Source organism: Feifania hominis, assembly GCF_014384765.1.
Lineage (GTDB): Bacteria > Bacillota > Clostridia > Oscillospirales > Feifaniaceae > Feifania > Feifania hominis.
On the sequence record NZ_JACRSP010000001.1, the window covers coordinates 640268 to 655501 of the forward strand.

The 15234-nt window shown below is 58.4% G+C and carries 12 protein-coding genes and 1 other annotated feature; all 12 genes read right to left on the reverse strand.

Annotation, left to right across the window (positions count from 1 at the left end; genetic code table 11):
• Positions 1-6: 6 nt before the first annotated feature.
• The gene (locus H8695_RS03110) at positions 7-1182 is read right to left on the reverse strand and encodes an ABC transporter permease (protein WP_249299411.1); all 1176 of its coding nucleotides are present in this window, start codon (positions 1180-1182) and stop codon (positions 7-9) included.
• Positions 1179-1877, reverse strand: coding sequence for an ABC transporter ATP-binding protein (locus tag H8695_RS03115; protein WP_249299412.1), 699 nt, complete (start codon positions 1875-1877; stop codon positions 1179-1181). Before H8695_RS03115 ends, H8695_RS03110 begins: the two co-directional genes overlap by 4 nt.
• Entirely contained in the window at positions 1877-3607 is a 1731-nt protein-coding gene (locus H8695_RS03120) for an RND family efflux transporter (protein WP_249299413.1), read from the reverse strand. Before H8695_RS03120 ends, H8695_RS03115 begins: the two co-directional genes overlap by 1 nt.
• Before the next feature lie 139 nt (positions 3608-3746).
• Positions 3747-4811 (reverse strand): aminopeptidase, encoded by a 1065-nt coding sequence (locus tag H8695_RS03125; protein ID WP_249299414.1) that lies wholly within the window; start codon positions 4809-4811, stop codon positions 3747-3749.
• A 46-nt stretch (positions 4812-4857) separates the two neighbouring features.
• Complete coding sequence (locus tag H8695_RS03130; RefSeq protein ID WP_249299415.1) at positions 4858-5928, reverse strand: aminopeptidase; 1071 nt, start codon at positions 5926-5928, stop codon at positions 4858-4860.
• Positions 5929-6106: 178 nt separating this feature from the next.
• Positions 6107-7168: an aminopeptidase gene (locus H8695_RS03135; RefSeq protein ID WP_249299416.1), complete on the reverse strand. Its 1062-nt coding sequence runs from the start codon at positions 7166-7168 to the stop codon at positions 6107-6109.
• Between the two features lie 75 nt (positions 7169-7243).
• A complete protein-coding gene (gene leuB, locus H8695_RS03140) occupies positions 7244-8317 on the reverse strand; it encodes a 3-isopropylmalate dehydrogenase (protein WP_249299417.1) in 1074 nt (357 codons plus the stop codon).
• Positions 8314-8814, reverse strand: a complete 501-nt coding sequence (gene leuD / locus H8695_RS03145; RefSeq protein ID WP_249299418.1) for a 3-isopropylmalate dehydratase small subunit — start codon at positions 8812-8814, stop codon at positions 8314-8316. Before leuD ends, leuB begins: the two co-directional genes overlap by 4 nt.
• Positions 8814-10088 (reverse strand): 3-isopropylmalate dehydratase large subunit, encoded by a 1275-nt coding sequence (gene leuC, locus H8695_RS03150; protein ID WP_249299419.1) that lies wholly within the window; start codon positions 10086-10088, stop codon positions 8814-8816. The genes leuD and leuC overlap by 1 nt, the downstream gene beginning before the upstream one ends.
• A gap of 12 nt (positions 10089-10100) precedes the next feature.
• Complete coding sequence (locus H8695_RS03155) at positions 10101-11606, reverse strand: 2-isopropylmalate synthase (RefSeq protein ID WP_249299420.1); 1506 nt, start codon at positions 11604-11606, stop codon at positions 10101-10103.
• 59 nt (positions 11607-11665) lie between these two features.
• Positions 11666-11917: a binding site (T-box leader), on the reverse strand.
• Positions 11918-11951: 34 nt separating this feature from the next.
• Complete coding sequence (gene pdxR / locus H8695_RS03160) at positions 11952-13373, reverse strand: MocR-like pyridoxine biosynthesis transcription factor PdxR (protein ID WP_249299421.1); 1422 nt, start codon at positions 13371-13373, stop codon at positions 11952-11954.
• 83 nt (positions 13374-13456) lie between these two features.
• A complete protein-coding gene (locus H8695_RS03165) occupies positions 13457-15232 on the reverse strand; it encodes an ABC-F family ATP-binding cassette domain-containing protein (protein ID WP_249299422.1) in 1776 nt (591 codons plus the stop codon).
• Between the last annotated feature and the right edge of the window lie 2 nt (positions 15233-15234).

The following is a 15234-nucleotide window of genomic DNA, read 5'->3' on the forward strand; positions in this document are numbered from 1 at the left end:
CTTTTTTCAGTCATGGCGCAGCGCGTCTATGGGGTTGAGTTTGGCCGCTTTGTTCGCCGGCAGAAAGCCAAAGGCGACGCCGATGGCGAGCGATACGCCGAAAGCAACGGCAACAGCATAGAAAGAGGGCTCGCTTCTCATATCAAACAGGCCCCCCGCGACATAGGACAGACCGATGCCGCACACAATGCCGAGAATGCCGCCGACCGAGCTTGTCGTTCCCGCCTCGATGACAAACTGACGCATGATGTCGCGCCGCTTGGCGCCAAGGGACTTTCTCACGCCGATCTCCCGCGTGCGCTCGGTGACCGATACCAGCATGATGTTCATAATGCCGATTCCTCCGACAAACAGCGAGATCGCAGCAATGGCAATGAGCACGCTGATGATCGTTCCGGTCAGCTCGTTGAGCTGCTCAATGGACTCGGCCTGCGTGGAGACACGGTAGGAGTCCTCGTCGCCATAAGCCTTGTAGAGAAGCTGTTCCACGGCGGTCTTCGCCTCACTCACATGGTCTTTTGAGCTGGCGCTGAAATAGTAGTTGCTGATGGTGGACATACGGGAGAGCTTTGTTGCGTTGCTGTAGGGAATGAAAATGGCATCGTCGTCACTGCTCTCCTCCGACCCGCTCTTCTCCTCGAGAACACCGATAACGGTGTAGTGGTTTCCGTTGATTTTGACCGTTTGGCCGAGTGGGTCGCCGCCAAAGTAGGTCTGCGCAACATAGGAGCCGATTACACAGACTTTCTGACGGCGCAGTATGTCGACATACTGCAAAAACCGGCCGTCCGAGACCGCGTAATTTCGTATCTGGCAGAAGTCCTCGCCGACTCCCGTGACGGACGTGGTCGACAGTGTCTCATTATCCACTTTCATTGTGGCGCTGACGCTGACCGTCGGCGTCACATAGGAGAGAAGCTGCTGATTTTCCTCGGTAAATGTGTATATCTCATCGACGCCGATGCTGCGAGTGGAACCCCGGCCAACCAGGTTGACTGTAATGAGATTCGTCCCCATGCTCTCAAAGGTGTCGGTCACATCCTGCGCCATTCCCTGGCCGAGACTTACAATGACAATGACAGATGCGACGCCGATGATGATGCCGAGCATGGTCAGAAAGGACCGCATCTTGCTTGTGCGTATGCTTCCAAGCGCCAGCAGGAAAGACTGCTTGAAATTCACGAGACATCCCTCCTGTTGCCGTCCGACGGGCCGTCGTAGACGATTTTTCCATCGTGAATGCGCACAATGCGCTTTGCCTCCTGGGCGATGGAGTTGTCGTGGGTGATGAGCACAATGGTGTTGCCCTCGGCGTTCAGCTCACGCATGAAGTCGAGAACCTCCCGCCCGGTTCTGGAGTCGAGCGCGCCTGTCGGCTCGTCGGCAAGAATCACCGATGGGTTGCCCGCAAGGGCCCTGGCAATGGAGACGCGCTGCTGCTGACCACCCGAGAGCTGTGAGGGAAAGTTTTTCATCTTGCTCTCGAGCCCAACACGATGAAGTGCCTGCCGCGCTCTCTCGGCGCGCTCATGCTCCCCCATGCCGCTGTAGAGCAGCGGCAGCTCGACATTCTGAAGAACGTTCAGCTTTGCAATCAAGTTGTACTGTTGAAAGACAAAACCGAGTTTTTTGTTTCGTATTTCCGCCAGCTCATCCTCCGACAGCGTGCTGACCTCCCGTCCGTCCAGAAGATAGGTGCCCTCCGTCGGCACATCGAGGCAGCCGATGATGTTCATACAAGTCGACTTGCCCGAACCGGACTGTCCGACGATCGCGACAAACTCTCCGTCGCGGATGGTCAGATTGATGCCGTCCACCGCATGCACTTCGGTGTCGCCCATGCGATAGATCTTTCTGATGTCGTGAAGCTCAATCATCAGAAGCCACCTCCCGGGCCGCCTCCGCCCGGCATGCCTCCGCCGCCGGACGGCATGCCTCCGCCGGATGGCATACCGCCGCCCATTCCACCCATACCGGTGGTACTGCTGTCGGTTTTGGAGTTGGTGGTCTCGACAACGGCAACTCCCACCGTGTCTCCCTCTTCCAATCCACTCTTGATTTCAATGTAGTCGTCGTCGTTGATACCGAGCTCCACGGTGGCGTAGTAGTAGCCGTCCGGCGCATCGTTTCCAGTATTTTTCCGGTCGCTGCCCTGCGCGCTGTCCTCCGACGCGGGCGCATCGCCTTTCACCAGAACCCTATTGCCCCGGGACACAGCGGAAACCGGCACGCTGAGAACATTTTCACTCGACTCGACGACAATCTCCGCCGTGACATTCATACCCGGCAGCAGATCCTGCGGATCGTCGATGACAACCGTGACCGGATAGGTGGTGACGCCGTTCTGCGTGGTTCCTCTGATGTTAATCTTATCGACCGTTCCGGAAAACTGCACGCCTGTGAGGGCATCGGCCGTAATGTTGACACTCTGCCCCACCTGGATGGAGCCGATGTCGAGCTCGTCGATTTTCATCTCAAACACAAGGCTAGACAGATCGTAGATGACCACCATTGCGGTGTTGCTCGACTCGACAGTGTCGCCCACCTTGAAGTTCTTCTCAATGACCGTTCCTGAGATGGGCGACGTGATGTTGTAGTTGTCCATCTGACTGATGGAGTTCTCAAGCGACAGCTCCGCATCACGAAGAGAGAGCTCGCTTGATTTGATCTGGGTGTCGATGCTGCTGCTCTCGAGGCGGACGATGGTCTCACCCGCGAGAACCCGGTCTCCCTCCTGTGCCAGAATGGCGGCCACCTCGCCAGAAGTCTTTGCCGTGACCGTTGTCTGAGACTTGTAGGCAAAAGTCCCTCCCGTGTTGCAGGCTGCGCCCGCAATGCTCACCGAGGCGCTCGTCGAGGTGGTCAGCGCCCCTGGATTTTCCACTTCCACTGTGACGTCCCTTGTCATCATGTAGCCATTGGAGACTGTAGCCACGGCGGAGATCTTCGTCACCGTTCCAGTGAGAGTTTCAAAGCTGTTGTCCACCGTCACTTCGGCGCTCTGGCCGACGTAGAACTGCTCGGCGTCAGCGCTGTTGAATGCCGCCGTAATTGTCATGGAGCTGCTGTCGATCAGATCGGCGATCTTGGCGCCTGTCTGCACGCTGTCGCCCACGCTGACATAGAGCTGCTGCACGATTCCCGACGTGTCGGAGCTCACGTTTAAATTCTCCCGGCTCTTGAGCGTCTCATCGTAGCTCATCTGACTCTTTTCCAGAGAGAGCTCCGACTTCTCAATGCTGTTTTCCACATCGGTTGTGTCGATTCGGTAGAGCAGGTCGCCCGCCTCGACCTCGTCGCCCTCCTCAAAGCCGCATTCGAGCACCTCGCCCTTGGCCAGAGACACGACCTCATACTGGTTGACCGGCTCCACCGTGCCCGTACCACTGAGCGTCACCGAAATGTCGCGCCGCTGTACCGTCACATCCTGATAGGAGATGTTCGCGCCGCCCTGTGCGGAAAAGAAGAAGTGGTTGACGGCAAAGGCGGCCGCCGTGAGAATCGCGGCTGCCGCGAGCAGCGTTTTGAGAGTCAAAAAACGCCGCTTTTTACGGGGCTTATCGGTTTTGTTGCCCGGATCGTTCGACGGCTTTGTAAACAGTTTCAATGGTGGCTCATTCCTCTCTGCATATATTCTTGGCGTCTATAGTCTAGGCAGGCTGTGTGAAGATTGCGTGTCGATCGGGTGAAACAATCCGAAAAGAAAGAGGACAGGGCTTTTGCCCTGTCCTCTTCGATTTTATGTTTTAGGGAATGAGGAATTTGCCGTTCTCGAAGATCAGCTTGTCGTCGAGGTAAATCTTGCTGTTGGTGCGAGTGTCCTTGATGATGTCCCAGTGGATGGCCGAGGTGTATTTGCGGTCATAGGGACGGCCCATGGCGATGTGGATGGTGCCGCCCATCTTCTCGTCGATGAGAATGTCCGTCGTGCACACATCGATGAACGGGTTGGTTCCAAAGGCAAACTCGCCGATCTTGGAGGCGCCCTCGTCGGTCGCGAGAACGGTCTTGACATAGTCGAGGTTGTCGTCCGCCTCAACCTTGACGAGCTTTCCGGTCTCAAAGGTCAGCTGCAGATTGTGGATGACGCGGCCGCCGAGTGTGGCCGGGAACTCAAAGAAGATGGTCCCGTCGACCGTGTCGGCATACGGGGAAACCTCGATCTCACCGTCCGGAATGTTGCCGGTGTTCTTGCTCGGGTGCCACTCGTTGCCCTTGACGCAGAACTTCAGATCGGTCTTGTTGCCGGTGATGCGAATCCATTCGCCTTTCTCAAGAACCTTGGCGATCTTCATCTCCTCTTCGTACTTCTTCGGCCAGTCGATGAAGCAGGCGTCAAAGAACATATCCATGATCTTCTCATAGTCGACGCCGGCCTGCTGGGCAAAGCGCTCGTTCGGCACGCGCACAAGCGCCCAGCGGGTCTTCTGCCAGCGCAGAGACGAGATGATCCCCATCGCCTTCTGATACTTGGCAATGTCGGCATTCGGAATGTCATAGCACTCATTGAGATTGAACGCCCCGCGCAGCGCGATGTAGCAGTCGGCCCACTCCATACCGTAGGCCTCGATCTCGGGCACCCAGCTCTTCTGCTCCTCATTGCCGTATTTGAGAACCTGGTGTTTGAGCGCCTCGCTCATGAACTGAATCTGCGGGAAGCCCCCCGCCTTGATGCAGTGCTTGTAGACTGCGAGCGCCAACGGGTAGGTCTCCACCTCGTACATGGCAATCATCAGCTTCTGGCCGGGTTTGATCTCCAAAGAATAATTGACCAGGGACTCGCCCAGGCGGTCCCATCTCTTGTCAGGCATCTGTTTTTCCTCACTTTCTGTTTGTTCACTTCTATTTTGGAGCCGATCAGATCAGGAATTTGCCCTTTTCATAGATCAGCTTACCATCGAGATAGACTTCGCCCACCCGGCGCAGATCCTTGATGATGTCCCAGTGGATGGCCGAGGTGTAAATCTCATCGTAGGGGCGGCCCATCGCGATGTGCATGGTGCCGCCGATCTTCTCGTCAAAGAGAATGTCGGTTGTAAAGACATCTACCTTGTCGTTGGTTCCAAAGGCGATCTCGCCAATACGGGAGGCGCCCTCATCGGTCGCAAGAACGGTTTTGACAAAGTCGAGGTTGTCGTCCGCCTCAATGCCGGTGAGCTCGCCCTTGGTAAAGGTCAGCTTGAGATTGTGGATGACTCTGCCGCCGAAGGTCGCGGGCACATCAAACCAGATGGTTCCATCCACCGTCTCGTAACAGGGAGCCGAGTAGATTTCGCCGCCCGGAATGTTGCCGAGCGCCTCGCTCGGATGCCAGATTTTACCCTTGACCGAAAACGAGAGATCGGTGTTCTCACCCACGATGCGCATCTGGTCGCCCTGCTCAAGAAGCTTTGCGATGCGGCTCATCTCGGGCATCTCTTTCGACCAGTCAACAAAGCAGGCCTCGAAGAACATATCCATGATTTTCTCGTAATCCACGCCCGCCGTCTGAGCAAAGCGCTCGTTTGGCACGCGGATGAGCGCCCAGCGGGTGTTCTCCCAGCGGTGGCGCGAGATGATGCCCATCGCTTTCTGGTAGAGCGCGATGTCTTTTGCGTCGATGTCGTAGCACTCGCTCATGTTAAACGCGCCGCGCAGCGCGATGTAACAGTCAGCCCACTCCATGCCGTACTTCTCGATCTCGGGTACCCAGCCCTTCTGCTCTTCGGTGCCGTATTTGAGAACCTGGTGTTTGAGCGCTTCACTCATAAACTGAATCTGCGGAAAACCACCCGCCTTGATGCAGTGCTTGTAGACGGCAAGCGCCAGCGGATAGGTCTCTACCTCGTACATGGCGATCATCAGCTTCTGGCCCTTTTGAACCTCGAGCGAGTGGTTGACCAACAGCTCGCCGAGCCGGTCCCAGCGTTTGTCAGACAGCGTAATCATCGTGGCAAAATCCTCTCTTTCTGCTGTGAATTTTCACTACAGTTCCATTATATTGTTCCCGCCGTGAGAATACAAGGCGTCCGGCTGGTAAACAGAAAAAACGGGCCGATTTTACAAAAAAACCGGCCCATTTGTGGTATAGAAATTCCCGATTGGTCCTATTCCTCAGTTATACCATTTAGATGAGAAACTTACCGTTTTCATAGATGAGCTTCCCGTCGAGCAGCACCTTGCTGTCGTGCTTCATATTCTTGACCATATCCCAATGGATGGCCGAGGTGTACACGCTGTCATAGGGGCGGCCCATCGCGATGTGCATGGTGCCGCCCATCTTCTCGTCGATGAGAATGTCCGTCGTATAGACGTCGATGGCGTCGTTTGTGCCAAAGGCGAACTCGCCGATCTTGGACGCGCCGTCGTCGGTCGAGAGCACGGTCTCGACAAAGTCGAGATTGTCGTCCGCCTCAATCTTGACCAGTTTTCCGGTCTCAAAGGTCAGCTTGAGATTGTGGATGACACGGCCGCCGAATGTCGCCGGGAAGTCAAACCAGATGGTTCCATCCACTGTGTGGGCGTGGGGCGCGGTGTTGATCTCCCCACCCGGGATGTTTCGCGTGCTCTCGCTCGCGCGCCACTCTTTTCCCTTTGCGGAGAAGCGCAGGTCTGTTCCCGGGGCGATCACATGCACCTCATCGCCCTTGGCGAGCTCGCCGCAGATGCGCTTCCACTCGGGCACGAGCGTGTCCCAATCCTGGAAGCAGGCGTCGAAGAACATATCCATGATGTGCTCGTAGTCCACGCCGGCCTGCTGGGCAAAGCGTTCGTTCGGCACACGCACAAGTGCCCAGCGGGTATTCTCCCAGCGGTGGCGCGAGATGATGCCCATCGCCTTCTGGTAGAGCGCGATGTCGGCATTGGAAACATCGTAGCATTCGTTGAGATTGAACGCGCCGCGCAGCGCGATGTAGCAGTCGGCCCACTCCATGCCGTATTTCTCAATCTCGGGCACCCAGCCTTTCTGCTCCTCGGTGCCGTATTTGAGAACCTGGTGCTTGATCGCCTCCGACATAAACTGAATCTGCGGAAAGCCACCTGCGATAACACAGTGTTTGTAGACCGCAAGAGCCAGCGGATAGGTTTCCACCTCATACATGGCAATCATCAGCTTTTCGCCCTTTTTCACTTCCAGCGAGTGACTGACCAGAAATTTACCCAGTTCGTCCCAGCGTTTATCAGGCATTGCAATTCCCTCCCAGATATATTGTATCTCGATTGTATCACAAGAAGCCGGCGCAGTAAAGCGCCGGCTTCCCGTCTACCCGATTTCGCTGCAGATCAGATCGCCCATCTCGGAGCAGGACACCCGCCTGCCGCCCTCGTCCATGATATCGGCTGTTCGATAGCCCGCATCGAGCACCGCCGAGACGGCGCGCTCGATTTCAGCGCTCTCCTCATCCAGATCAAAGGAATATTTGAGCATCATGGCGCCCGACAGAATTGTGCCGATGGGGTTCGCGAGATTCTGTCCGGCAATATCGGGGGCCGAGCCGTGAATCGGCTCGTACATGCCGTTTTTCGTCTCGCCGAGACTCGACGAGGGAATCATGCCAATCGACCCCGTGATCATACTCGCCTCATCCGAGAGAATGTCACCGAACATGTTCTCGGTGACGATCACATCAAACTGGGACGGATCCTTGACAATCTGCATCGCCGTGTTGTCGACGAGCATGTCGCTGTAGGCGACATCGGGGTACTCGCGGCTGACCCGGGTGACGACCTCGCGCCAGAGCCGCGAGGTGTCGAGCACATTCGCCTTGTCGACCGAGGTCACTTTGCCGCGGCGCTTTCTCGCCGTCTCAAAAGCCGTGCGCGCAATGCGCTCGATCTCGTGCTCGCTGTAGACCATGATATCGGTCGCCCGTTTCTCTCCGTTTTCCTCCACGGTATCATGTGCGCCGAAGTAGACGCCGCCGATCAGTTCACGCACGACGACAAAGTCAATGCCCCGCGCGACAATCTCGGGGTTCAGGGGCGAGGCGGCCCGCAGCTGCGAAAAGAGTTTTGCCGGGCGCAGATTCGCATAGAGTCCCATGGCGCTGCGAATGCCGAGCAGCGCCCGCTCCGGGCGGTTGTTCTTGTCGACGCCGTCCCACTTCGGGCCGCCGACGGCGCCGAGCAGCACGCTGTCGCCCGTCAGGCAGGCGTCGAGACTCTGCTCGGGCAGGCATTTTCCGCAGGCGTCAATGGCGCAGCCGCCCGCGAGAATCTCGTGAAACGAGAACTCGTGGCCGTACTTCGCGCCGACTTTATCGAGCACTTTCATCGCCTCGGTGACAATTTCAGGGCCGATGCCGTCGCCCTTGATGACGGTGATGTTCTTTTTCACTTCGCCGCCCCCTGTTTTTTGCGGATGGCGTTCATCAGGCCGTTCGCCTCGATGATCTCACGGATGAAAGGCGGAAACGGCTCGGCTTGATAGGTCTCTTTCCGGGTGAGATTGGTGATGACGCCCGTGTCAAAGTCCACCGAGACCTCGTCGCCGTTTTGGATGCGGTCACTCGCCGGCTCGCACTCGAGAATGGCAAGGCCGATGTTGATGGAATTGCGGTAGAAGATGCGTGCAAAGGACTTCGCAATGACGCACGACACGCCGGCCGCCTTGATGGCGATGGGCGCGTGCTCGCGAGAGGAGCCGCAGCCGAAATTCCAGCCTGCGACGATGATGTCGTCCTGCTTGACTCTCTTGATGAAGTCCCTGTCGATGTCCTCCATGCAGTGGGCCGCGAGCTCCGCGTGATTCGGCGTGTTCAGATAGCGCGCCGGGATGATGACGTCGGTGTTGACATTGTCCTCATATTTGTGGACGAATCCTTTTGTTTTCATCAGACTGCCTCCTTACAAATGCTGTCAGGGCCCGCAATTTTGCCCGCGACGGCCGAAGCCGCCGCAACCGCCGGGGACGCGAGGTAAACTTCACTGCCCGGATGGCCCATACGGCCGACGAAGTTTCGGTTTGTCGTGGTGACCGCGCGCTCGCCGTCGGCAAGAATTCCCATGTAGCCGCCGAGGCAGGGTCCGCAGGTCGGCGTCGAGACGACGCAGCCCGCGTCGATAAACGTCTCAAGATAGCCTCTCTTCATGGCTTCCTTGTAGATATGCTGGGTAGCGGGAATGATGATGGCCCGCACGCCGTCGGCGACTTTTCTGCCCTTGAAAATCTCCGCCGCCGCCGCAAGGTCGGAAAGTCTTCCGTTTGTGCAGGAGCCGATCACGACCTGGTCAATTTTGACATCTCCCACCTTGTCAATGGTGCGGGTATTGTCGGGCTGGTGCGGAAAAGATACGGTCGGCTTGATCTCGCCAAGGTCGATTTCGATGGTCTGCTCATACTCGGCGTCCGGGTCGGCCCGGTAGACCTGATAGGGCCGTTTGACCCGCCCGGTGATGTAGTCGACCGTCACATCGTCCACCTCAAAGATGCCGTTTTTGCCGCCGGCCTCAATCGCCATGTTGCAGATGCAGAGCCGGTCGTCCATGGTCAGGTGTGCGCAGCCGGGGCCCGTAAACTCCATGGAACGGTAGAGCGCGCCATCGACGCCGATCTTTCCGATGATGTGCAGGATGACGTCCTTACCGCTGACCCATCTGCCCGGCTTGCCGGTCAGAACAAAGCGGATGGCTGCCGGCACTTTGAACCACAGCTCGCCCGTCGCCATGCCGGCGGCCATATCGGTGCTGCCGACGCCGGTGGAAAAGGCGCCAAGCGCTCCGTAGGTACAGGTGTGAGAATCGGCGCCGATCACAAGCTCGCCGGGACCCACAAGCCCCTTTTCCGGAAGCAGGGCGTGCTCAATGCCCATCTGGCCGACGTCGAAGAAATTCTCCACATTCATCGACTTTGCAAAGGTGCGGCACTGCTTGCACTGCTCGGCGGATTTGATGTCCTTGTTCGGGACAAAGTGGTCGAGTACAATCGCAATCTTGCTGCGGTTGAAGATGCCGTCAAAGCCCGCTTTTTCAAATTCGTTGATGGCGACCGGAGTCGTGATGTCGTTGCCCAGTACCAGATCGAGCTTTGCGTTGACAAGCTCGCCCGCGTGGACCTCGCTTTTGCCCGCGTGCGCGGCGATGATTTTTTGCGTCATGGTCATTCCCATTTTCAAACCCTCCTATTCTGCTGTGGCGATCTTGTTGACGCCATTGATATACGCTTTGATGCTCGCCTCGAGAATGTCGGTCGAGAGTCCCCGGCCGGTGATCTGCCGCCCGTCGTGGCTCAGGCGGACCACCACTTCGCCGAGTGCATCCTCACCGTCGGTCACCGACTGGATGGTGTAGTTGTCGAGCGTGGCACCGGTCTTGGTGATCTTGTCAATGGCGTGGAACGCCGCGTCGATGGGCCCCGCGCCGCCGGCCACTTTCTCGATGCTCTCGCCGTCACGCTCCAGCTTGACGGTCGCAGTCGCGGAGATCTGCGTGCCGGTGTTGATGACAAAACTCTTGAGACTGTAAACCGGCACCACCAGTGCCTTCTGCGAGGAGATCAGCGCCTCGATATCCCGGTCGGTGATGGTCTTCTTCTTGTCGGCCAGCTCCTTGAAGCGCTCGAACGCCGTCTCGACCTCGCTGTCGGGAATGTCGTGGCCGAGCGAGCGGATCCGATCGACAAAGGCATGCTTACCGGAGTGCTTGCCGAGCACCATTGCTTTCTCCGGGATGCCGATGCTCTCCGGCGACATGATCTCGTAGGTCGCCTTGTTGGCGAGAACGCCGTGCTGGTGGATGCCGGACTCGTGTGCGAAGGCATTCTCGCCCACGATGGCCTTGTTCGGCGCGATGGGCACACCGGTGATGGACGAGAGCAGCTTGCAGGAGCGGTAGATCTGCTTTGTGTTCACATCGCAGTCCGCATCGTAGACGTCGCGGCGGGTCTTGAGATTCATGACGATCTCCTCAAGGCTTGCGTTGCCTGCGCGCTCGCCGATGCCGCTGACCGTACACTCGGCCTGCGTCGCGCCCGCGCGGATGGCGGCGAGGGTATTGGCCGTCGCAAGGCCCAGGTCGTTGTGGCAGTGCACCGAGATCACGACGTCGTCGATGCCGGGCACGTTCTTTTTCAGGTAGTCGATCAGCCCATACATCTCCTCCGGCGTCGCATAGCCCACTGTGTCGGGGATGTTGACGACATTGGCGCCCGCGCGGATGGCGGTCGAAATGGCCCGCGCGAGAAATGCCCGGTCGCTGCGCGAAGCATCCTCGGCGGAAAACTCCACATCGGGGCAGAGACTTTTTGCGTAGCGGACCATCTCATCGATCTGGGCGATGACCTCTTCCGGCTCCTTTTTGAGCTTGTATTTCATGTGGATGTCGCTTGTCGCGAGAAAGGTGTGAATGACCGGGTGCACTGCATCCTGCACCGCCTCCCAGGCCCGGTCAATGTCCCCCTTGAGCGCGCGGGAGAGGCTGGCTACCCGGCAGTTTTTCACTGTGCGCGCAATGGCCTGCACGGCTTTGAAGTCGTCGGGCGAGGCGATGGCAAAACCCGCCTCAATGACGCTCACGCCCAGCGCGTCGAGCTGGCGCGCCATCTCAAGCTTCTCTGTGAGATTCATGCTGCACCCCGGCGACTGCTCGCCATCGCGCAGGGTCGTGTCGAAGATCTGAATTTTTCTCATGTCGATTCCTCCTTTGAAGTTCTGCAGGAGAACGAAAAAAAGCCCCGCCTCCTGCTTTCGCAAGAGACGAAGGCTTTATCAGCTTCCGCGGTACCACTCTCATTGGCAACAAATTGCCCACTCACTGCCATCGGCCTTTCGGCGAATGACGTCTCATTGGTAACGGTGAGAAACCCGTTCTTCCTACTGACCCGGCGGGCGTTCAGTCGACAGCTCTGGGGTGAGTGATCGCAGTCGCGCTGCCGCCTCGCACCAGCCGGCGGCTCTCTGAAAGCACGGTGCCATGACCGTTTCCCCATCATCGCTTTTGTTATGTGATTATATTACGGCAGGAAAATCTCTTTGTCAAGTACTTTTTTCTCTCGTAAACCACGCCCGTGCCAGGCAGGCAAACGCCTGCGGGACATCCCCATCCGCAAGGCCCGCATAGCCGATGACCAGCGTCGGCTCGCGGTTCGTAGCGCCCGAATCGAGGTAGTATTCACCAAGTCCCCGGACCAGAACTCCCTGCTGCGCCGCACTGTCAATGAGCTCCCGCTCGGTCATGCCGTTTTTCACTCTCAGAAGAAAGTGCAGCCCCGCGCTCTCACCGCTGACGCTGCAGACACCGCGAAAGGGCGCTTGCTCGAGCTGTGCCAGAATGCGCTCGAGCCGCACACGGTAGCGATTTCGCATGCGCCCAAGATGCCGCCCGAGGTGCCCATCCTCCATAAAGCGGCAGAGCGTGTGCTGTTCAAAGCGTGACACCGTCGCCGAGTAGGGGCGGTAGCGCTGCTCATAGCGGCGCAGAAGCTCCGGCGGCAGCACCATGTAGGCGATGCGCATCGAGGGCGCAAGACTTCGTGAAAAGGTGCTGATATAGAGGACTCTGCCGCTGTGGTCGAGCCCCTGCATGGCCGGAATGGGTCTGCTTCCATAGCGGAATTCACTGTCGTAGTCGTCCTCAATGAGATAGCGCTGCAGGGCGCTGTTCGCCCAGGCGAGAAGCTCCATGCGCCGCCCGATGGGCATGGTCACGCCGAGCGGAAACTGGTGCGAGGGCGTCAGATAGGCGACGCTCGCCCCTGTCTGCGCGAGACTGCGGGGCGACATGCCCTCCCGGTCGACGTCGGCGAAGCGGCAGATGCCGCCGCTGTTCTCTATCACCCGGCAGAACTTGTCGTAGCACGGATTTTCAAAGGCGAAAACAGGGCGCTCGCCAAACAGGCCGCAGACGAGCCCGAGCAGGTATTCCATACCCGCGCCGACCACAACCTGATCGGGGGTACACCGCACGCCCCGGTACTCGTGAAGATACTTTGCAATGGCGGCGCGCAGAGGTTCGTCGCCCCTGCGGTCGCCGTGGTTGAGCAGCTCTTCGTTGTGATAGACGATCTCCTTGACGAGCTTTGCCCAGGTCGCATAGGGAAAAGCGCTGGTGTCAACCCTGTTTGTCGCCAGGCTGTACCGGTAGGTGCGCTCGGGCTCTCTCTTTTGCCATACGGCGCCAGACGGCGCCTCACCCGTCTCGGGCAGCCGGTCGACCCGGCGCACGTAGAAGCCGCTCTTTGGCTTCGGCTCGACGTATCCCTCGACGCTGAGCATCTCGTAGGCGGTCTCAATGGTATTGAGACTGACTCCCAGGTGGGCCGACAGCTCCCGCTTCGAGGGGAGCTTTTCCCCCTCGGCAAGGTTTCCGCGGCGAATCTCCCCGACGATGTTCTGATAGATCTGAAGATAGAGCGGCGAGCGGGAGCTGCGTTCGAGCTTCATGGTCAGCGCGTTCATAACTGACCTCCTTTTTTTTCAGAAATAGCTGTTTTCTATGAGTTCAGTTCCATTCTATACCCTCGCCCCGGCTGTTTCAAGCTCTACGGTTCAAACCGCTCGGCGAGCTCCTGCAAATACACCCACCGCTCCATCTTTTGTTCAAGCTCCCGCTCACAGCGTTCTCTTCGCTCCATCAGCTCCGACAGCGCGCCGTAGTCGGCTGCACTCTGCTCCATCTCGCCGCTGATCTGCGCGAGGTCGGCCTCAAGCCGTGCGATTACACTGTCTATGGTCTCATACTCACGCTGCTCGGCGTAGGTGAACTTTTTTCTCTCGCGAGGCTGCACCTGCCCGCGCGGCCTCTCTTTCTTCTCTCTCACCGTCCCGGCGGCCGCGTCTTTGCACCTTGCGCGATAGTCGCTGTAGCCGCCAAGATACTCGCGCACTTCGCCGTCGTCGCCGACCTCCAGCACAAAGTCCGCCAGCTTGTCGAGAAAATAGCGGTCGTGGGACACTGCCACCACCGCCCCCTCAAACCGCTCGAGATAGTCCTCCAAAATCGTCAGCGTTTGAATGTCGAGGTCGTTTGTCGGCTCGTCGAGCAAAAGTACGTTCGGCGCCTGCATCAGCACGTGGAGCAGCAGCAGGCGCCGCCGCTCTCCTCCCGAGAGGCGGCCGATGGTGTTGTACTGCATCTCATCCGAAAAGAGAAATTTTTCGAGCATCTGCGAGGCTGACAGCTTGCCCTCCCCCGTGTCGACGTATTCGCCGGTCTGACGCACAAAGTCGATCACCCGCATGGCAGGGTCCATCTCCTGCGACTCCTGTGAGAAATAGCCGATTTTCACCGTCGCGCCGTGTATGACCTCGCCGGCATCCGGTTCAAGCTGCCCTGCGATCAGTCTCAAGAGCGTCGTCTTTCCCGCGCCATTGCGCCCGACAACACCGATGCGTGCGCGCCGCGCGAGAAGATAGCGGAAGCTTCGAATCACCGGCCGGCCATCGTAGGACTTGGAGACATCTCTGAGCTCAATGGTCTTTTTGCCGAGACGCGCCGCGGCGGAGCCGAGTGTCAGTTCCTGGCGCTGCGGCGGTCCCTCCCGGTTCACAAGCTCCTCAAAGCGCTCGATGCGCTCGCGGCTCTTCGTGCCTCTGGCACGGGCGCCGCGCTGAATCCACTGCAGCTCCCGGCGGATGAGACTCTGTCTCTTTCGCTCGGTCCCCTCGGCCATTTCGAGGCGCTGCTCGCGCAGCGCAAGATAGCCCGAGTAGTTGGCATCATAGCGATAGATCCGCGCGTGGTCAATCTCCCAGAGCCGGTTTGTCACCCGGTCGAGAAAATAGCGGTCGTGCGTCACCATGACAAGCGTTCCCGTGAAGCGGGCGAGCCATCCCTCCAGAAATTCCGTCATCTCGCTGTCGAGGTGGTTTGTCGGCTCATCCAGAATCAGAAGATCGCAGGGCGTTACCAGCGCCGCGGCGATAGCAGCGCGTTTTCTCTGCCCGCCGGAGAGCTCTGAGAGCTTTGCGCCGTGCTCCGTGACGCCGAGCGTGTTCAAAATGCGCTTCGCCTCGTAGGTGAGCTCTTCGCGTCTCTCCTGCGGCAGCGCCGCACAGACATGCTCAAGCACGGTGTCCTGCGGGTGAAACAATGGATTCTGCGTCAGATAGGAAATGCGCGTTCCCGCCGCGAGTGTCACACAGCCGTCGTCCGGCTGCTCCACACCGGCGAGCAGATTCAAAAGCGTCGTCTTGCCGGTGCCGTTGACGCCGACAATTCCGACCTTGTCACCCTGTTCCAGAGAGAGCGAGCAGTTTTTCAGTATGGGTCTTTCGAGGTAGCTCTTTGTCAGCCCCTCGGCCGTCAGACAGATCAAAC